The organism is Shewanella sp. VB17, from assembly GCF_013248905.1.
GTDB lineage: Bacteria > Pseudomonadota > Gammaproteobacteria > Enterobacterales > Shewanellaceae > Shewanella.
In genome coordinates, this window is record NZ_JABRVS010000001.1 from 907,391 (window position 1) to 928,123 (window position 20,733).

The 20,733-nt window shown below is 39.0% G+C and carries 18 protein-coding genes; 12 read left to right on the plus strand and 6 right to left on the minus strand.

Translation table 11 applies throughout. The annotated features are described in order from the left end of the window. Positions 1 to 30: 30 nt before the first annotated feature. From HQQ94_RS03845 to HQQ94_RS03870, 6 genes are all read right to left on the minus strand, one after another. Positions 31 to 1,056, minus strand: coding sequence for an anthrax toxin-like adenylyl cyclase domain-containing protein (locus HQQ94_RS03845; RefSeq protein WP_173293178.1), 1,026 nt, complete (start codon positions 1,054 to 1,056; stop codon positions 31 to 33). Positions 1,057 to 1,165: 109 nt separating this feature from the next. After that, positions 1,166 to 1,783: an ADP-ribosyltransferase domain-containing protein gene (locus HQQ94_RS03850; RefSeq protein ID WP_173293179.1), complete on the minus strand. Its 618-nt coding sequence runs from the start codon at positions 1,781 to 1,783 to the stop codon at positions 1,166 to 1,168. Positions 1,784 to 2,438: 655 nt separating this feature from the next. Then, complete coding sequence (locus HQQ94_RS03855) at positions 2,439 to 2,963, minus strand: hypothetical protein (protein WP_173293180.1); 525 nt, start codon at positions 2,961 to 2,963, stop codon at positions 2,439 to 2,441. A 102-nt stretch (positions 2,964 to 3,065) separates the two neighbouring features. Next, positions 3,066 to 3,362: a PAAR domain-containing protein gene (locus HQQ94_RS03860; protein WP_173293181.1), complete on the minus strand. Its 297-nt coding sequence runs from the start codon at positions 3,360 to 3,362 to the stop codon at positions 3,066 to 3,068. A gap of 8 nt (positions 3,363 to 3,370) precedes the next feature. Next, positions 3,371 to 3,934, minus strand: coding sequence for a DUF6931 family protein (locus HQQ94_RS03865; RefSeq protein ID WP_173293182.1), 564 nt, complete (start codon positions 3,932 to 3,934; stop codon positions 3,371 to 3,373). Further along, positions 3,934 to 5,916 carry a type VI secretion system Vgr family protein gene (locus tag HQQ94_RS03870; RefSeq protein WP_173293183.1) on the minus strand — a complete coding sequence of 661 codons (1,983 nt, stop codon included), beginning with the start codon at positions 5,914 to 5,916 and terminating at the stop codon, positions 3,934 to 3,936. The genes HQQ94_RS03865 and HQQ94_RS03870 overlap by 1 nt, the downstream gene beginning before the upstream one ends. Before the next feature lie 1,095 nt (positions 5,917 to 7,011). Between HQQ94_RS03870 and HQQ94_RS03875 the strand changes: the two genes are divergently transcribed. From HQQ94_RS03875 to icmH, 12 genes are all read left to right on the plus strand, one after another. After that, positions 7,012 to 7,536, plus strand: coding sequence for a type VI secretion system tube protein Hcp (locus tag HQQ94_RS03875; protein WP_173293184.1), 525 nt, complete (start codon positions 7,012 to 7,014; stop codon positions 7,534 to 7,536). A gap of 73 nt (positions 7,537 to 7,609) precedes the next feature. Further along, positions 7,610 to 8,119, plus strand: coding sequence for a type VI secretion system contractile sheath small subunit (gene tssB, locus HQQ94_RS03880; RefSeq protein ID WP_173293185.1), 510 nt, complete (start codon positions 7,610 to 7,612; stop codon positions 8,117 to 8,119). Continuing rightward, positions 8,119 to 9,609 (plus strand): type VI secretion system contractile sheath large subunit, encoded by a 1,491-nt coding sequence (tssC, locus tag HQQ94_RS03885; protein WP_173293186.1) that lies wholly within the window; start codon positions 8,119 to 8,121, stop codon positions 9,607 to 9,609. Before tssB ends, tssC begins: the two co-directional genes overlap by 1 nt. A 36-nt stretch (positions 9,610 to 9,645) precedes the next feature. Then, positions 9,646 to 10,998, plus strand: a complete 1,353-nt coding sequence (locus HQQ94_RS03890; RefSeq protein WP_254303996.1) for a type VI secretion system contractile sheath domain-containing protein — start codon at positions 9,646 to 9,648, stop codon at positions 10,996 to 10,998. Between the two features lie 4 nt (positions 10,999 to 11,002). Continuing rightward, entirely contained in the window at positions 11,003 to 11,425 is a 423-nt protein-coding gene (locus HQQ94_RS03895; protein ID WP_173293187.1) for a GPW/gp25 family protein, read from the plus strand. Continuing rightward, complete coding sequence (tssF, locus tag HQQ94_RS03900) at positions 11,418 to 13,199, plus strand: type VI secretion system baseplate subunit TssF (protein WP_173293188.1); 1,782 nt, start codon at positions 11,418 to 11,420, stop codon at positions 13,197 to 13,199. The genes HQQ94_RS03895 and tssF overlap by 8 nt, the downstream gene beginning before the upstream one ends. Next, the gene (tssG, locus tag HQQ94_RS03905; protein ID WP_173293189.1) at positions 13,181 to 14,164 is read left to right on the plus strand and encodes a type VI secretion system baseplate subunit TssG; all 984 of its coding nucleotides are present in this window, start codon (positions 13,181 to 13,183) and stop codon (positions 14,162 to 14,164) included. The genes tssF and tssG overlap by 19 nt, the downstream gene beginning before the upstream one ends. 8 nt (positions 14,165 to 14,172) lie before the next feature. Beyond that, positions 14,173 to 16,767 carry a type VI secretion system ATPase TssH gene (gene tssH / locus HQQ94_RS03910; protein ID WP_173293190.1) on the plus strand — a complete coding sequence of 865 codons (2,595 nt, stop codon included), beginning with the start codon at positions 14,173 to 14,175 and terminating at the stop codon, positions 16,765 to 16,767. Between the two features lie 45 nt (positions 16,768 to 16,812). Continuing rightward, positions 16,813 to 17,808 (plus strand): FHA domain-containing protein, encoded by a 996-nt coding sequence (locus HQQ94_RS03915; protein ID WP_173293191.1) that lies wholly within the window; start codon positions 16,813 to 16,815, stop codon positions 17,806 to 17,808. After that, positions 17,805 to 18,269 (plus strand): type VI secretion system lipoprotein TssJ, encoded by a 465-nt coding sequence (gene tssJ / locus HQQ94_RS03920; protein ID WP_217273988.1) that lies wholly within the window; start codon positions 17,805 to 17,807, stop codon positions 18,267 to 18,269. Before HQQ94_RS03915 ends, tssJ begins: the two co-directional genes overlap by 4 nt. Then, the gene (gene tssK / locus HQQ94_RS03925) at positions 18,269 to 19,585 is read left to right on the plus strand and encodes a type VI secretion system baseplate subunit TssK (protein WP_173293192.1); all 1,317 of its coding nucleotides are present in this window, start codon (positions 18,269 to 18,271) and stop codon (positions 19,583 to 19,585) included. Before tssJ ends, tssK begins: the two co-directional genes overlap by 1 nt. A gap of 7 nt (positions 19,586 to 19,592) precedes the next feature. Beyond that, a complete protein-coding gene (icmH, locus tag HQQ94_RS03930) occupies positions 19,593 to 20,729 on the plus strand; it encodes a type IVB secretion system protein IcmH/DotU (RefSeq protein ID WP_173293193.1) in 1,137 nt (378 codons plus the stop codon). Positions 20,730 to 20,733: the final 4 nt, after the last annotated feature.

Genomic DNA, 20,733 nt, shown 5'->3' on the forward strand with positions numbered 1-20,733 from the left:
TTTATATGTTTATATTTACGTAATAGTATTTCAGGCAATAGTATAGTTGGGAATTCTCCATGAAGGATTTAGGGCTGATTGCACTTTGTACCCTTTATTTTCCAATGTATGTAGCTGTTCCCGTAACTCTCCTATGTTGTTAGCAACTCTATAGTGCTCATTGGGTATAAAGAAGATAAGAGGAAAGTCTATGTCCCCAAACGGGTTACCACAATAATCACTGTGCATTACGACAGGTTTGATAGCACCTCGAAATGTATTGTTGATCATATTTCTTATTTTACTGACGTAAGGTGTAAGATTGCCCGAGTGGGCATCTTCTTTGCTATCTGCGATAGCGGCCATTTGTTTCTTTGACTCAAATATAAATCCACCCGCAGCAGCGATTTTTTTTATGTTTGGGTGAACATTTTGCGGCAAGGTCGCTTTAAGTGGCATCATTCTGTCTGCGACGCTAATGTGCTTTTGGCCATGATGAGGGAAGATCCCCCATAAATCATAATCGCCGCATACTGCAGATTTGTAGTCTTGAGTGGATGCTCCAGGATTAATTAAGCCGTGAACAGGGCTATTTTCAGCATTATATATTGCCCAGAGTTGGTCGACTCTTCTTAATGTAAAATGTTCATCTTGACCCGTTCTGCTGTTTTTACATGCAACCTTTTTTTCATCGAATGTGCTGCCTATTGTCTCCCAAATGATGTGTTCATTTTTTAAGTCCAATATGCGCTGTTCGGAAATCATAATAGCAGTAGACTTTACTCCATTTGCTTTACAATTGTTTATTTCTTTTTCTTGTTTTTCTATACTTTGAGTTGCTTTGGTATAGCTAGGCTTGTCGGGTACAAAACCTGCCATTGGTCCCCAATCGCAGGTTTTTGCTTTGATATGAAAGCCTTTAGCATCATAACCATCAAGCAGTAAATCAGTACAGAGTGGGTTGAGTTCTCGTGATACAATAACGATCTTTTCTTGCCGACAAATATGTTGAAATTTCATTACGTGCCCGCTGGGCACACCTGCACTTGCTGTATATTTTTCAAAGGCTACTGGCATTTTTAATACCCCTTAATGATTTTTAAACATCATCAGTGATTTAGTTAGATTTTTAGGTGTAATTTATTTTTTTGTGTATAGATGTTACATTCATGTTTTTTGGTCGGGTTTAAAGCATATTTTTTAGATTACCTCCAGCCTTAGAGGTCTCTCGTAACGTAACGATGACATAATGACTCTTACGTTCAAGATTCATTACTTGAAATTTTTTATCTGCATTGATGACAAAGGCATCTTCATAGTCATTGATTTTACATATCTTCTTAGGTTGTATCAGATAAAGGATAGAGCAACCATATTTAGCTCTATCATCAGCTTTCATATATGTCCCATTTATATACTCAGTAGCAATACGCATCTCTTTCGTGGCGCTAGTAAAGTATTTGTTAGTAATGTAGTCACCCTGTTTGTAATAGGTGATAGGGTGTATATTAGAACGAGCGCCTCTATAAAAAGTAGATATGGATGGATATTTTTTTTCATTCGAAGTAATGACAGATTTAAATTTTTCAAATAATATTTGTTTAGTTTTTATATTAGCTTTTAAATATTCTGAATCAGAATGCAAGAATGCAACGGTACTACAGGCGGAACCTTGGTTATCTGTTACTTTAAAATTAGGTTGACGGTCTCCATTTGTCCGCTTACGGGAAAAAGTATTTATTTCTTTTGCCCCTGAATTTGTAGAATAAAAACTCATCACTATTTTATTTATATCTTTCGGCATATTATTTCTCATTAATAACCTGACATACAGGTAGTTGCTCTGTTTTGATGTAAATTAAAATACGATAGGTGTTTGTAAATATTTTAATTTAGTTAATAACCTTTTTTTATCAAACGTTACCGCTGGTTTGATAATATAAGCAAAGATATCTTTTAATAAAAAATTTGTGCTGCAATGTAGTAAATTATTAACTCGGTACTATTATGTTTTCTATATGTGAATTTTATATACCACTAACATTTTGACAGCGCTGTCATTGGTTGATTCTATATACATTATATTTTAAGATCAAAGACTAAATTGCATCAATTTGCTACTGGAACAGGCATAGAAACACTTAAATAGCTCGCTGTAACTAGGTTAAATCTTGTTGGAGTTATATTCTTAAATGGTTTTCTCTATGATTAAAAATTGTGGCATGTCTTGGATTAGTATGAAATTCAACAGTGTTTCATTTTTCAATTGGCGATGACGTTAATGTATTGCAAGTGTGAAGCCAGAACTCGTTATGCCTAGTGTTATCATTCTTATTGATTGTGTTTTGATCATTCATCTTATAAGCGTATGTAACTGTGCCACATACAAGTGTTGCCACTGATAGAGAACTAGCGATAATATATTTAGCTAATTTTTATAGGGTGTAAGATTAATCCCTTTATACTGGGCTTTCTTTTGAATACCAATTCGTTGTTACCGTTGCTATGTTGTCATCTCGGCGTATAACAAGATATGTTAACTCTTCGGGTGGAATGACCATTTGTAACCACTGTGAGCGATTCATAAAAAAATCATTCAGGGCTTGGCGGCGATCTTGCTTAGACTCATTTAACATCATATTCATCGCTGACAAATCAACGGGGTTCATTGAATTCCATTTACATTGCAGTAGAGGCTTAGTTGTATAGACCTTGAGAATAGTTCTCTTCGCATTATTTGGCAGAAACGGGTTATGATATTCACCAGTAATACGGCTTATTATTGTTTGCCATAGCCAAAGTTTACGCCGTGTTGGTTCGGTCGCTTGAGTTGCTCCCCATTCAGGCAGCTCCCCCTTCATTTTGGCAATATAAAAACCTGGACCAATTTGTCCTGTTGCTGGTAGGCATTCACGACGTACACCTGTATGTAAAATGTTTTGTGCAGATGATTCACTTGTTCCATGATATCCAATAAATTGCATAATATTTTTCTCTTAGTTTATTTAACTTCAGGCACATTGATCACCTGTTTTTTTGACTAAAACTCATATTTGCGTTTTTAAATTGTAATGAGCTAACGCTATTCAACCTCCAATCAACACAGTTGGCATGCCTATTACAATGGTGCCACCATGGGCGGTACTGTCTCCCATTCGAGCGGCGGGCTTATTATTGATGAGTACGGTTGCACTGCCTTTTATGATACTGTCAGGTGGTCCAACGCAGATGCACATTTGCCCTAAAGTTGCTGCAGGTAAGCAGCCAATTAATACTGTGGTAGGCAGAGGCAAGATAGGGCCGCCAATATGAGGTATAGGTACTGGTGCTGGTGTTTGCATTGGGCATATGTGCATATCTGTTCCACGTGCTGCTGGTAACATATATTCTCCTAAATTGTTCCATTTCCGCCTTTGGCGATATGTAATGCAATATCGATAAATTGACGATATCGTGGTTTAGCTTTACTACCATCAGGCAAAATGGCTGTAAGGCTAATGCAACCTGCCGCCGCTTGGGCATATAGATAGGGAGGTGGCGGCACGATAGGATCATCAGGTTGTGTGATACTTCCTCCACTCCAAAATGCAGCTTGTGCAGCCCATCCTGCGCCAGATTCTAATCCTGACTTATTGGCCATTTTCTCTGCAAAACGTCGATTCTTTTCATCTGGCATGTGCACCCAAACTTTTGTTGCTTTTATTGCGTCGGATTCTGCATCATTCCAATCAACACGGCTATTTGCGCAGCAATATGCCCACCAAATAGTTTCACGTAAAGGTAAGGCGTGTGCCAAATACGTCACAGCCTCTGCAAATAATTCGCTTTTAAAAGCAATTTCTATCAACTCTTGTGGCAGCATATGATCTTTAGCCAGCTGCATAAATGATTTTTCTGGTGTATAAAGATCTAAAATTTCATGTGCTGATTGATAGGGGATTTTTAATAATGTCATTAATTAATTTTCGCTATTCCTCCTTGAATTTGAACCATAGCGCCTCCTTTTACTGTTGTTTGGACATCGCCTTTAAGGGTTAGGAGTGCTGATTTTACTTCAGCTGTGGCATCTCCTTTGATTTTAATTAAGGCTCCACTCATTTTTGCTTGTCCTGATGCTTTTATGTCAACTGTTGCACCATCGAGTTTAATTGAACTACTTTTAAGGGTTATTCCACTTGAGGTTATTTTGATACTGCTGCCACCGACTTTTAACTCAATATTTTTTTTACCTGTAAGTGTGATGGTGTCACCATCAATAGTTACGGCAGATTTTGCATCAAGGGCCATGCTTTTATCACTGGTTGCAGACCAGTTATCTTTGCTGGTTGATTGCAGAGATTTATCTGATGTTATTTGTATTTCTTCTTTGGCCTTTAAAGAAATACTTTTATCGACCAGAGTCTCTTTTTTTCCTTTAATGGCTGAATTGTGATCATTGTTGGTGTTGAAAGTGAGATCTTTTTGGGCATGAAGTAGTAACTCTTCTTTATCTTTTTTATCGTCAAAGCGAAGTTCGTTGCCCTGATTACTATTTCCTTTGGGGCTTGTTCGTGTCTTAATTCCACTTTGTGTTGCTTCTGCATAAGGTGTGGTATTTATTTTGGTATACAGTGAACCCACAATAACAGGTCTATCAGGGTCTCCATTAATGTACTGAACCAATACTTCATCACCAACACGTGGAGTAAACTGACTGCCAAAGCCTTTACTGGCTAAGCTTTGAGAGACTGGTAACCAGCATGATGCATTTTCATCTTCCTTACCTTGAGAGTCCCAATGGAACTTAACTGTGACTCTTCCTAGTTTATCCCGGTATATTTCTTGACCTTTTGGCCCCGTGACAGATGCAGTATGTACACTATGAACCCGTGGTTTATTGATTAGTTGCGGTCTATAAGTCGAAGTTGTCGGGATACAGGTAAATTTATTATGATAAATCGATGTTTTTTTGTTATTTTCACACTCTATAAGGAAGTATATTTTTGTGATTAGATATTCTTGATTACTCTTAGCAACGGGATGATTTTTAAGATTGAATTTTGTTCCGCATGATAATGCAGCTAAATCGGATTCCGCATAAGTTATAGAAAGATCAGAATCTAGTGCTTGAATATGACGCTCTGCTGCTGAACGAATAGCATTTTTATTTTCAATACCTAGGCCAAAGTGGGTCGCGGTAAATTCTGAAGGATTATGACGAAAGACGCTTTTTTTCTCCCCACTGCTAAATGTTTCTGATTGTTCTTGCGTGTGATCACTTAAAGAGACTGCACTGCTCCCAATGCGGGTTTCAGTGATCCAATTGTTAATGGAGAACTGTTGAGCCTCTTTGGTGCCAGCTTTATAAGCAATAGTAGCTAATTTATTTGTTTTAAATTTTTGATTTGAATCACCAATGACGACGTACGGTTTGTATGTATCGTTGTCATATTCAATGTGATAATGCCAGCCTTCACTGGCGAGTAAACGTTGAGAGAACTGCAGATCCGTTTCGTCAAGCTGGACACAATATTCGTGTTCTGTCCCATTACCTGCAGTCGAAAAATGAAAATATTGTCCGAAGCCTGAACCATTAAAAATGTCATCTAAAATTGCTCTAGTCGTCATTTTTTGAAAAATTTTACGGTTATGACGATAAGCTAATAATGACAGCGGGTCACAAGCACAGATCCTATAGTGGTAATAACGATCAAATTTTATCAATTCAATACTAGAAGCTATTCCTTGATAAAGTTGCGTATCAGTAGGTTGCTCATATGTAACCTCAAGTGTTTTCCCTAGCACTTTATTAACATCTATTTCATGGTCAGCTATAATAGAAAGAGTAAGTGAACAACTTGAAGATATTGATTGTTCAGATTCAACTCTTGTCACTGTATGGTTTGTTTTATCCGCCAGTTTCACGCGAATGGGGCAAGATGGATAACATAATGACAAATTTAATTACTCCTTTATCATTGAACTGGCTTTAATCAATGTGATTTCAGAGGGAATAGCATTTTGTTAATATCAAATGTACTTAGATATGTATGAATGGTAATGCTATATCTAAGATTAAAGATATGCAAGGCTATTAATATCAATTGATGAGAAAAGTAATTTTTATCATTGTTAGGTTTAATTTAAAAAGTAGGTTGTTAGTTTGTAATTTATTGTTTGAAACATGTATATCTTGCCCGTTAATTGTTGGTAAATTGGCTTTGTTGATTTTTATTTGTTTTTTTTATTATATTTATTATAAATGTTCATGATATTTATAATTACCTGTACTGTTGTAAAATGTTGCTGATGGTATCAAATAAAGCACAAGTGTCATGTCGCGTGTTTTAGACCACTTAAATAGTTTTGTTGCAAATTGATGCAGTTTAACTTTTGATTTTGTGGGAAAAGTTTTATATATTACCAGTAAGAAATGACAGCGCTGTCACATTTTGTGCTAAATCAATGTTTCATAGCTTAACGTGATTAGTATGAGTGAATGCGAGTAGCGAGTAGTTTTAGTAATAGGGAGCTGGCATTATAAAGTTGGTATTAAATTTGCTTTATAAAAGTTCATGAAAAATTAGTATTATTTATGGTAACAATTATATTTTTTACGTAACTTATGTATCTTGAATTTGATGATTGATATATGTATGAGTTTTTAAATAATTAATATTGCATGTTAAGAATCTTCCATATAGGATTGTTGGCAGCATAATTATAGGTAATATATATGACTGAGTGTTTTAACCTTTAATGTTATTAAGTTACAGTTATTTTTATTTCACTGTTTATCAATAGTTTATGGTGCCAACATTGTTTTTTATATATAACGTTATTTTTAGAATAATGGATAAGACTCATTAATGAAATATATTGAGTCTCCCTCTCTTGCTTGTGATACTTATTGTAACATTAATCGCTATTGCGACGATAAAGCGGTCAGTATTAATTTTTATTAGTTAGAAATGTTCCGCAGGTGCTCAATATCGAGTATCTATCAATTGAAAGTTGCCTTATTGATTGAGGCGCTAATTAAAGAGGTTAAATATGTCTAGTAATGGTATGTATATGCGTGTTGTGGGCCAAAAAGTTAAAGATGCAACAGAAGTTAAAATTCCAGGTGGTGGAGATGGTGAATTTTTTGAAATTATGAACTGGTCTATGTCTAAGTCACGTACAGTATCGATGAATACTGATACCAAGAACCAAGATCAGGGCACAATCCATTTCGATCCGATTAATATTAGCATGCTGAAGAGTGGCGCTTCGCCACTTCTTTATTCCATGATGCTTAAATTTGATAAAACCTATCAGTTAGAAATCGTTGAGACTAAACCTGCTTCTAAAGGTGATGGTGTTGAGATTTCTCACAAAGTTACTTTGGATGAAGCTCGTACAATAGGGCGTTCAATTTCTTCTGTACCAGATTCAGTCGCTCATGAAAACTTTACTTTTTCTTACAATAAAGCTGAAGAAGATTTCTATATTGAAAGCGATGACAGTACAGGTACTTCTATTGGTAAAGTGGGTTATGACCGCAAGGTTAATAAACCGACTTCACTCGCTCTTTAATTCGGTTATTTCAATTTGTCTCCCTTGTTAAGGGAGGCAATTAAACCATCTAAACATTCAATTGGACTTCTTTATGACATTGAACTCTCAACATAAGCGTGTTAGTAAAAATCGGGTAAGTATTACCTATGACGTCGAAACCACAGAAGGTCTTGAAACGAAAGAACTGCCGTTTATTGTCGGTGTTATCGGGGATTACTCGGGTCATAAAGCTGCTGCAGATAAAGTGGATCTTGAGGAACGTGAGTTTTCAACTATCGATAAAGATAACTTTGATACAGTAATGGGGCAAATTAACCCAAGTTTACAGTATAAGGTAGATAACAAGCTGACGGATGATGATAGTCAATTTGACGTTAATCTTAATTTCAGCTCAATGAAAGATTTTCGCCCTGAGCAACTTGTTGGGCAAATTGAACCACTGACTAAATTGGTTGAAACGCGTAATCATCTGAAAACATTACTAAGCAAAGCTGATCGTTCACGTGACTTAGACCGCTTGTTAAAAGAAGTATTTAAAGATGCAGATGCGATTCAAGGGCTCGCTGAAGAGCTTGGTTTGACTAAAGAGGAGGCTGAGTAATGTCCACTGAACAACAAGCAACGAGTCAAGCTGAAGTTGAGGTAGAAACATTAGCACCGCAGAGTATTCTTGAACGTGCGATTTCTGCTACGGCGCAAACGCCTGCTGATACCACCAAAGAACTTCTGTCTATTATGACATCACAAGTGATGGAAGGTACGGTGACATGGAATAAAAACCTTACACTAACCATTGAGCAAGCGGTAGCAGAAATTGATCGTAAAATTTCTGAACAGTTATCTGCAGTGATGAAAAACCCGAACTTTCAAAAGTTAGAAGGCAGTTGGCTTGGGTTGCAAAAAATGGTTAAAAACAGCGACCTTGGTTCTGATCTGAAAATTAAAGTGGTTGATTATACCCAAGCTGAATTGCTCGAGCAATTTGAAGATGCAACATCCATCGATCGTAGTCGTTTTTTTAATATGGTGTACCAAGAAGAGTTTGGCACAGCAGGTGGTTTGCCTTACGGCGTACTTCTAGGTGATTATGAGTTTGGTTATGGTGATGAAGATGTCGCCCTGCTACGTTATATGGCTGAAGTGGGTTCAGCATCACATACCCCTTTTGTTGCCGCAGCCAGTTCCGCAATGTTTGATTTTGATACCTTCACGACCTTTACTGATGGCAAGCCTGTTGCGGCGGGTTTTGATTCCCCAGCTTATGCGAGTTGGAATGCATTTAGAGCAAGTGATGATTCTCGTTATGTCGCATTAACTTTACCAAAAACAATGGCACGTCTACCTTACGGACAAGCGAGCACTAAAGTATCATCGTTTGCTTTTGAAGAGTTACCTGTGCGTGAAAATGGGCAATCAATCGTATCATCTGAAGATGATTTTGTCTGGAGTAATGCCGCTTATGAATTTGGCTTGTTATTGACCAATGCTTATACAAAATATGGTTGGTGTACTGCGATCCGTGGGGCTGAAAATGGCGGTAAAATAGAAAATTTACCTAATTTCACCTATTTTACTGATGCAGGTGACAGAGTCCAGCAATGCCCTACTCAGGTCAATTTGACTGATGAACGTGAAAAAGAATTGAGTGATCTTGGCTTTTTACCTTTACTGCATTACAAGAACACAAACTACGCGGTATCAATGGGTGCTCAGTCTACACATAAGCCGAAAGTTTATGCTGATGATGATTCAAATGCCAATGCTGCAATTTCTGCACGCTTACCTTATACCATGGCAAGTAGCCGTATCGCTCAATATTTAAAAGTGATGGGTCGAGATCAAGTTGGTTCAAACTTGGATGCAAATACGATTGAAACACAGCTTAACAATTGGCTACAACAATATGTCAATGCTAATGCTGTTGGTAATGAATCAAAAGCTAAGTTTCCACTTATCGAGGCACAAGTGACGGTTGAAGAACATGCGGGTCGCCCTGGTGCTTTTTCTGCTGTCGCTCATTTGCGTCCTTGGTTACAAATGGAAGAGCTGACCAGCTCAATTCGGATGGTGGCTAATATCCCTGGCAGTTAAGTATTTCCAGTCGTGCTGTTTTGAATGGGATAACCGATGATGACTAACGCTAAAACAATCATTTCTAGATTATTACTTACCGAAAATCAATCGGAAGAGAGATATTCTCCTCCTATAATCGAGTCGGTAGGTCAGCTTAAATTGGTGTTAATTCGACTGATCGCCAAGCTTGATTTGTTAATAAGTGAGCAGTTGTCAGAGGTTATACAGCATCCTTGCTTTAAGCAGCTTGAGGCATCTTGGTTAGAAGTGTCGTCGCTGATTTCTTTACCTGTTTCTCAGCGTCGGGTCAGAATTAAAATACTTGATGCTAAATGGGAAGAGGTGTCTGAAGATCTGAATACATTTTTTGACCTAAAATACTGCGTCCTGTTCAAGAAGCTATATTCAGATGAGTTTGATATGGCGGGAGGAACCCCATTTGGTCTGCTTGTATTAGCACATAAGATAGCCTCAAGTTATGAAGAATCACAGCACTTCGAAGATTTATACACCCTACAATTGCTTTCAGAGTTGTGTGAAATGGCGTTTTGTCCTGCCATATTAGGTATTGATGAGTATTTTTTGGGAGATAACCAAAAGCATATTTTAAGTGATTCATTACGTGTGAAACGTATTTTACAAAGTGATGATTTTTCATCTTGGTTGCTACTTCGTGACAGGGTGACATCAAGATTTATTCATTTGGTACTACCGGAATACTTATTGCGTAAACCTTATGAGCACTACACAGCAGGGTTTATGTTTAGTGAAAGCCAATCTGATTCTCATTGCTTGTGGGGTAATAGTGCTTTTTTATTAGCCAGTAACGTTATTCGTGAGTTTGACCGCGTGAGTTGGTTTGGTTTTTTACGCTCCTATGATAATTCGAAAAACTCTGGGGCCATCGTCAGTCAGTCTGAAAATGTGGTAACGAAAGTTGATATTCATAGTGAAGAAGATGGTTTCTGGTCAGAGCAAGGATTTATTGCACTGAGTAGCATTTACCTTTCAGGGCAAAAAGGTTTTTTTAGTAACAGTTCAGTGTGGAAAACCCCTGATGATACTGCGCATTTACAAGGCATGTTACAAACAAACTTAATGGCGTGTCGTTTAGGTCACTACATTAAAGTGCAATTGAGAGAATTGGTGGGGTTATATGACAGTGCTGCAGCGTGTCAGCATAGGTTAAGTGAATGGCTACAATATTATACCAATACCGTACAGTTTGCAGATGATTCGCTGCTGGCACGTTATCCGCTCAAGTCTTTTGAAGTGCACATTAAAGAATCACCCAATGATAAGACACGTTACATGTGTAAATTTATCCTCCAACCTCAAAATCAGTTCGGCATGATGGATGCTAAGTTAATTTTGGAAACCTCTATTTTAAGGCATAAGTCGGATTGAAAACATGAGCTTAATGATGAAGTTAGGTCAGCAGTGGGGTGGTGGGCTGGATAATGTTCATGATGCCATCATTGACAATTTGTGTGGTCTTATATCGGCTAGATCCCCTGTTTGGTCTACAAGCGGACAGCATGGAGACTTATCAAATACCATAGTGAGTATGGGAATGAACTGTGTTTCTCGCCGACAAAGTCAATCTAATAGTGATGGTCTTATCACCGAAATTTCAACCTTGATCCAGCGCTACGAACCCAGATTGACTCAAGTTGAGATAGAGATACAAGAATCTTCCGAAGATGAAAACCGTTTACGTTTTCGTATTTTGGCGGTGATGCATTCAAGTATTGCTGAAGAGGAAGTGGTGTTGGATTCTTTTTTGGATTTTAATATTAATCGGCTTATCGTAAGGAAATCCAATCTTGTCTGATCATCAGCTCTCTTACTTTGAGCAAGAGTTACGATTTATTCGTGAAGAAGCTGTGCAATTTTCAGAGCGCTACCCGGGTAGTGCTCGTGCGCTTGGTATTAGCAAAGACGGCATTGATGATGTTCAGATAGCGCATTTAGTTGAGAGCGTGGCATTTTTGAACGGTCGGTTGCAGCAGCGTTTAGACAATACTTTTCCAGAGCTGGCTGAAAGTTTAATTCGCTTATTGTTTCCTCATTATCTTCGTCCTACCCCAAGTTTTAGCATCTTGGATTTTGTTATTGCTGAAGATATTAATGCGGTACATGAAATCCCAGTAGGTACAGAGTTTGATGTTATTGATGAGGATAAAGGCCGTGCTATTTTTCGCACCACAGAAACAGTTGAATTGTTACCATTAAACATTGATCACGTTAATGTCACTTTTGCTCCGTTTAAAGGACGTGCTCTGACGGATATTGAAAATGCTAAAGCTATGATTCAAATTGATATTTCCACCTTTGATCAAGGTGTGAAACTTTCAGATTTACCGATTGAACGTCTCAAAGTACAGCTTAAAGGAGATGCTAGCTTTTTACTGCGGCTATATGATTTGCTGTTTCAAGGAACCTTGCAAGTTTGTATTGAAGTTGATGATGAATATATAGAGCTCGGTAAACATGCAATGCAACCTGCTGGATTCGACTTCGCAGAAAGTGTTTTACCGTATCAGTCTACTAGCTTTGGTGGCTTTAAATTACTGACTGAATTCTTTATGTTTTCTGAGCGTTTTTATGGTTTTAGACTTGAGTTGGGAACAACACTTAAGAAAGTGGTAGGTAATAAGTTTACCGTGAAAATTTTTGTTGATGAACTTGGAATGGACCTCGCTAGAAGTTTGTCAGATCAGCATTTTTCTTTGTTTACGGTGCCAATTATAAATTTATCTCAGGTTGTATCTGAACCGATAGAAGTCGACTTTTTTAAAAAAGAATATCCAATTGTGCTTGATGCTCGGGGGGAGGATTCCCTCGAATTGTTTTCAGTCGATCAGGTGCTTGATGTGAGTGGTGCTGAGCCAATCAATATTCCACCTATTTATGGCGAAAAGTTTCATGGTGCTAACACAGGACTTCGTTGGCAGTTGCAGCAGTCGATGCATGATCGAGGAGTATTAGAGAGCCACATCCGAGTGGCAGATTTGTCACATTCCCATGTCGGTGACAATATTCAGACTTGGCTGGTAAGGGCGACAGCCTCTAATAGCATTCATGCTGGTTCATTAGGGGTCACGAGTACCATAGAGTGCCGTGAATCACTGACGATTCCTGCTGAAATTCGAATGCTACGTCGACCGACTATGCCAGTACGCACTAAAGATAGAGATAAGAGCACGTGGACATTATTGCGTCATTTACATTTCAATTATCAGTCAGTGATGGGATCTGATGATCCCGTGAGCACATTAAAGACAATGTTTGAACTTTATAATTTTAATCAGAGTTCACTCAATCAACTTTACATCGATGCACTCGTAGGGCTTGAACAAGAGAAGGTGGTTGCGCCTATATATGTATCAGGTAAAGCATGTTTTGCCTATGGAACAAAAATCATAGTGACGTTTGATCCGATTAATGTGAGTGGCAGTCTGTCTTTATTCGGTCACTTATTAGACCATTTTTTTGCTTTTTTTGCTGGCTTTAACAGTTTCACTCAAACTGATATTCGTCTTGAAGGGAAAGAAGAAGTACATATGTCTTTTCCAAGGAGAAGTGGATGCAAGAGTTTACTTTAACAAGATTAAATAACAATTTTTACCGTGTTGATTTAGATAAAGCTTGGCAATGTTTTAAGCGTAATGCCGCCACGTTAGGGAAAATTCCCAAAGTACGATTTAGTTCTGAATCATTGCCAGCTTATTACCACAGTGAAATGACACGGGCATATGAAAATACCGCTGGTGAGTACGTGCTAAAAACATCCTTGAGTGGATTATCAGGCAATAAGGGGGTGATGCCTAGAGCGATTTTTCGTCAGGCTATGCATGCGAAATTCAATTTAGGAGACGAAGCTCCAAGCGATTTTCTAGATACATTTAATAACCGTTATTTTCGTCTTTATTGTCAAGCCGAGCAAAAGCATGATTTAACCGTGCAGATCGAAGAAGAGACTTTTTGTTGGAATAGTCAGCAACTATCGATGACAGACATGTTAAGCAGTTTGAGCGGTATCAAGGAGGCAGGTGGGGAATTACCTAAAGAGCGAATGATTCAATATTCTGGTCTAATGGGGATGAACCTGACTTGCCCACTTACGTTAAAAGCGATTCTAGAAGATTTTTTTGACGCTCGTTTTGAAGTTGAGGGGCATGGTATTGAGTATCAACCTGTCACAGATTGTTCGTTAACACGATTAGGTAAAAAAACGGCGAGTGCCCGCTTAGGTGGAGGCGCGATGTTAGGCAAGACGACACCTATGTTGAGTCAGAAATTGCATATTCATATCTACCCTCTTGATTATCAAGATTCTGAAGCCCTTCGTAATAATAATAAACTGATACTTGCCTTGGACAGTTTGGTCAAAAGTTATATGGGGATGGACATAGAGTATAGGTTGTACATGAAGGTCAATAGCCAATGTTTGCCTAGTGTCCGTTTAACGAATGACCCAAGTTATGGTTTGAAAGTCGGTCAATCAGCATGGATAAAAGCCGCTTCAGATGCTGGTCAATTTATTACCATGCCGCTGTCTTTAAGTTAGGAAATAACATGATAAATGTAGAATTACAAAATTTAGTCAAAAGATTAAATCCAGAATTGAAGCAGGCATTAGAGGGTGCTGCTGGTGAATGCGTTAGTCGCGGTCATTTTTCGATAGAGCCTGAGCATTGGTTTCTGCAACTGCTGAAGTTATCCACTGCATGGGGTAACTCACTAGAAAAGGCTAAAATAGTTAAAGCTCCCTTGGAACAAAAGTTATCTCAAGAGTTAGCGCTTCAGCCTAGAGGAACAGACACTTCACCGTCTTTGTCTTCGCAGTTGGTCGAATTGCTTAAAGACAGTTGGATGTTAGCATCACTGAACAATAGCCAGCTTGATATTAATGGCTATCATTTGTTGATGGTGCTTAAACAGCGTATTGAGCAAGGATCTTATCACAGCGTATTGACCCAATGGCTGCAACAACTCTCTACAGAGTGGCTTGGCTCTCTAGCGAAGATCTCTTCAGTTGAACATAAAGAAGATGCCTCACAAGAGAGGACTGTTTCTGGCAGTACTCCAGCTTTAGATAAATATTCACAGAATCTTACAGAAGCAGCTCGTCAAGGCGGGGGAGATCCTATTTCAGGCCGCGGTGATGAGATCCGTATGGTGATCGATATCTTGTGTCGACGTCGTCAGAATAGCCCGATTTTAGTGGGTGATCCAGGTGTCGGTAAAACCGCTATTGTAGAGGGGCTTGCACAACAAATAGCTTCAGGGAATGTCCCGCCATCATTGGCTAATGTGGAACTTCGTAGTTTAGATCTCTCACTCTTGCAAGCTGGAGCCAGTATTAAGGGGGAATTTGAAAATCGTCTGAAAGATGTGATTAACGAAATAAAGCAATCGCTTACGCCTATTATCATGTTTATTGATGAAGCGCATACACTGATTGGGGCTGGGGGCGCTGCAGGGCAGAGTGATGCAGCAAATATCCTTAAACCTGCATTAGCTCGTGGTGAATTTCGCTCGATTGCAGCGACTACATGGTCAGAGTATAAGCAATATTTTGAGGCGGATGCCGCGTTAACTCGTCGTTTTCAGCTGGTGTCAGTAGAAGAGCCTTGTGAAGAAGATGCAATTCATATGCTGCAAGGGGTGAAAAGTAATCTGGAAAAACATCATCAAGTGAAAGTGTTGCAAGAAGCCATTAATGCAGCCGTATCACTATCAATTCGTTACCTCCCTGAACGTAAGTTACCAGATAAAGCGATCAGTTTGCTTGATACTGCGTGTTCACGGATCAGGTTGAGCCAAAGTTCAACGCCAAGGTTACTTGATTCCGTTGCTGAAAAAATTATTTATGCTGAAAGTAAAATCGCAACCCTAAATCATGAAGCCGCGTTATGGTCTTATGGAGAAGACTGTGCTGATCAAGCTCTATTAGAACTGCAAGCATTGAAATTTGAACATGATAATTTATCCACTCGTTGGAAGTTAGAAGTGGCTTTAGTTACCGACATTCTCACATTACAAACCAGCCTTGAAGAACAGATGCTGACTGGAGAGGATGTATCGCAACATCAAAGTAAACTGGATTTAGCAGAAAAAATGGCTGAACTTGATGGTCTGCAAGGAGAGAACCCACTCGTGCAACCTCTTGTTAATCAGCATGTTATTGCGGAAGTTATTTCACTGTGGACTGGTATTCCTGTTGGCAACATGATGACACATGAAGTAGACAGTTTACTGAATCTTGAGAAAAACATCGGAAAAAGGGTCATTGGACAGTTAGCGCCAATTACAGAAATTTCCAAAGCCATCCGCATGTCGCGTGCTGGACTAACCGATCCGCGTAAACCTGTCGGTGTTTTTCTCATGTGTGGCCCAAGTGGAGTCGGTAAGACAGAAACAGCCTTGGCGTTGACAGACTTATTATATGGGGGTGAGCGTAATATTACGACCATAAATATGACTGAATTTAAAGAAGAACATAAAGTGTCTATGTTGCTGGGGTCGCCTGCTGGTTATGTTGGTTACGGCAAAGGGGGCGTGCTTACTGAGGCCGTGCGTAAAAACCCTTATTCAGTATTACTGTTGGATGAAATGGAAAAAGCACATCCTGGTGTCCATGATATTTTCTATCAAATTTTCGATAAAGGCGCTATTTCTGATGCTGAAGGTCGTCATATTGACTTCCGACACACCATTATCATCATGACATCGAATGCTGCAGACAGTGCAGTGGTTGAGGCTTGTATTGACAATAGACCTGATATTAACCAGTTGGCACAAGCGATTTTACCTGAATTACAACGTTTTTTTAAACCGGCTTTTTTAGGGCGTTCAACGGTTGTGCCTTATTTCCCATTAAATAAAGAAGAGATGACTCAAATAGCGCATTTATCTCTTAAACGTATCGAGAACAGCATTATGGATCGCTACAGTGCAAGCTTCGAATGTTGTCCTGAAGTGATTGAGCGTTTGGTCAATATGAATCTGTCACCGGAGACCGGAGCAAGGGCCATTGAACAACTGATTAATCGCCAACTTGTGCCTGAGTTAGCTGATCAATGCATTGTGCGTATGAGCCTGTCCGAACCGATTAATAGGGTAAGGTTTTCAGTTAAAAACAATCAATTTGTCATTGCTATCGAATAAGAAAGTTTTTGCCCGATGCCGAATAATAGCTTAAGGAGAGAGAATATGTCACTTGCAATCAGAATCATAAGTTCGCCCAACGACGAATCCATTTCTGAACGGCATAAGCCTTTTCCTGAAGAAGGAGGGGATATAGGCCGAGCATTAGGTGTGACCATGCAGTTGGCTGATTCCTATCGTGAAATATCTGCAGTACATGCGATTATTAAAAAGTGCTCTTTTGGATATCAAGTGGTTGATAACAGTACTAATGGGTTGTTTGTTAATGGCTCAAGCGCTGCGATAGGCAAAGGGAATAAATATGTCTTAGCCGATGGAGATATACTTGATATTGGCCGCTATCGACTATTAATTTCATGTTTTAGTCCAGCATTGGCGACAGTATTGACTCCACCGGATGATAATCAACTCATTGATGATCCGTTTGACTGTGAGCCTGAGTCGACCTTATCTAATCGCGAGATACCTGAGTCTACTCAGTTGTTTAATGACCCCTTTTATGAAGCACAAGACTTAGCTTTGGTGAATACTTCTTCTACCGTAACAAGGACGCCAGTATTTCAAACAAATATTGAAGATGAGGCCAGGTTTGCTTTTGATGCAGAGCTTCATGAACCAGAGCATATTGAACAAGAGTCTGAGCCTAATTGGGATTTTGAATTCCACTTTAATGCGTTGGAGGAAGTGCCTCTTTCTAATATGGATTATCAAGCTAAATTAGCCCCTCCTCAGCTGCAAAATAAGAGGCATCGCCATGATGCAATATCAATGCTTGCGGATCCTCGAAAAATTGAGCGGACCAATAAAGCCTTAGAAATAGCGTTTGCTAGATTGATGGGTGATATTTCACCAGTTTCTATGGAAGCGATGTTTGATGATCTCGTTAAGCCTTCTTTTTGGCGTCGGAAACGTAATTACTGGGAAATGTTTACGCGTTATTTTAATCGTCAAATGGATAATCAAGATTGGCAAATTAAGTTGCAAGCTTATTTTCATGAAGCCTTACGTCAACAAGATAATTTGGATGGAGACCGTTGGTGAAAATATTGATTAATAGCTTACTGATGTTGGTGTTGACCGGATGCAGTTTATGGCGAGATCCTGTTGAGCCTAAGTTGTTTTTAGATATTCAAGCTGAGTTGAATATCAATCCAAATGTAGATCAAAAAGTGTCTCCTGTCGAACTTAGGGTGTACCAGTTAAGCGATAGCCAAGCTTTTTCAAGAGCAAACTTTATGCAGATATTTCATGGAGAACAGGGCGTGCTAAAAGCCAATTTATTGGTTGTACGTAGGCTTGCTAGCGTGATGCCAGGGGAGCAGCGGCAAGAAGTGATTCCTTTGTCTGCCCAAACAAAGTTTATTGGTGTTATTGCCGGTTTCTCAAACTATAGAGAGGCTAAAAATAAAGTTCTCTACCAGATTATAGATACGCAAGACACTGCTATTAAGGTCAGTTTAGATGGCATAAATTTATCGATATCTAGTCAAGAGGAAGAGTGATGGATTGCAATAAGGTTCTTTGGAATGAAGGTATGTTTTTGTCACCACAACATTTCCAGCAACAAGAACGATATGTTGAGCATTATGTTCGTGAGTTCATTGGTCAACATGTGTCCCAATCTTACGGATTGACTTCACTGAAGCTCGATTTATCGATGCTCAATATTGGTAAGTTAACGGTTCGCCATGCTAAAGGGATTTTCCCTGACGGCTCACCATTTGAAATCGAGCATAGACTTGAATTGGATGTGGCTAAAGATATCAGTAAAAAGAAAATATATCTTGCCTTACCCGTTGCTCATCCTGGAGCGATGAATGTTAGTGAGGACAAGCGCCAACGCCATTCCTCTGTCAAACATAGTGTATATGATACGAGTCGGGAACACAGTGATGCATTGGAATTGGAGCTAGCTCAGTTAAATATAGTGCTAAAAATAGAAGGTGATGAGCTTAACAATTATACCTTGCTTGCCATTGCTGAAATGAGTGAATATCAACCTGAGGGAAAACTAACACTCAATCAAGCTTTCATTCCCCCTTGCCTTCACAGTGATGTGTCAAGTTATCTTAAAGATAGTATCGCTGATGTATTTGCTCATGTTCAATATCGAGCTCGAACTATCTCTGGCCGCCTTAATGCTGACAATAGCAGTAAAAGTTATCAGGGATTAATGCGCGACTATTTATGGCTGCAGGCGTTAGGATTTTGGATGCCTAAGCTTGAGCAGTGGAATAAAGATGCTGGTTTGTTGACAAAACAGCTCTATCTTGAGTGCATTTCAATGACTGGGCAAATGCAGGGGCTTGAAGGTAAAGTCCCTAGTTCTTTTCCCGTTTGGGATGTTAATGAGTTATATGATTGTTTTTCTAAAGTTTTCTCAGAATTGATCTTACTGCTGAGGGAGGTTCAGGTTGACAATGTATCGACGCTGCATTGGCAAACACAACTATTTGCCACGAGACGATTATTACAGGCACAGGTTATGGATCGTAGCCTTTATCATCAAGGGCGCTTCATCATGGCGGTGACGTCGCCAATTGGTTCGACACGTCTGGGTAAGGAGTTTCCGGAGGCGTGTAAGCTTGCAGGTAATAGCGATATTGTCAGTTTGGTGCGAAACGCTTTATCAGGGGTGGCTCTACGCCATCTTTCTTATGCTCCATCTGAATTAAAAGCTCGTCACGACGCTGCTTATTTTGAGGTGGATGCAAAATCTGAATTATGGCAGGCTTTGATTAAAAAAGAAGAGCCTATTGCTTTGCATATCGATGAACGTATTACAGATGTCGATGTTGAATTTTATGTCATTAGGTAGGTGAGTAGTGTCTAAATTATTTAGTGAGGAACCCACTGTTCAAATTCGTCGTTCTGAAGATAATTTCAACTATCATCAGGTGGTAGAAAAATCGAGTTATGTCGATATTTCAAAATCAGAATATGTACTGGATAGCGTCACAGCTTATGGTAGCCCTTTGCTGAATACATCGGCTGAGTTGCTCGGTATTCTGGTCACGATTCCACGGCAAGGAGCGCCAATAAACATTGAAGGTTTCAGGCAACAATTACTCGATACGCTAGGGCGATTTAGGGAAAGAGGTTTAAGGCTTGATTATCACCCCAGTATTATAGAGAAAAGTTGTTTTATTTTCTGTGCTGCATTTGATGAAACGATTTTAAATACTGTGTGGGGAGTAAAAGCACGTTGGGAAAATTATTCTTTGGTAAGCAAGGTATTTTCACAGAGAAATGGCGGGGAAGCATTTTTCAGTTTACTCAAAAATGCCACTTTACAGCCAGCTAAGTTAACAGACTTTATTGAACTGCAATACATCTTATTAATGCTCGGGTTTAAGGGGCGATATCGTTATCGCGATATGAGTACGTTACATGAGATAAAATCAAAAACCTACGACTTGTTAATTACTTATCGAAGTGAAAAGGCCGTTTTAGTACCGCATAAACCCAAGTTAATTAAGGAGCTGCAGCCTTGGCTATTGGTGAGTAAAAGGAAAATAATCTTATGCGCCATTTTAATGGTCTGCTTGGCTTATATATTTACAGAATATCAGTATCGTGAACTTAGTCAGCCTATTTTACGTCAATTAGATTCACTGTCACAGATGAACTCATTTTCTAGCACGAATCAATCAGCAGATAAGGTGACTTTAGGTGGGCATAAGCTATCCATGGATGAATGGTCTGAGAGGGACGATTTAAATATACAAGATAAAAGCCTCATTAACTGGGAAGTCATATTGGCGGTTTTTTCTCGCACAGAAGATGCAACAAGAGCGATTGAAAACGTAAAAAAAGTAGGCTATAGCCCATTGATGAGAAATACCGAAACAGGTATCCAAGTGTATATTCCTGCTATAAAAAATGTGGCAGAAATACGTAAATTAAAGAATGAACTTAACATTCGTTTCGGTTTCAACGCGACAATTCGAAAGGCTCTGTAATCGT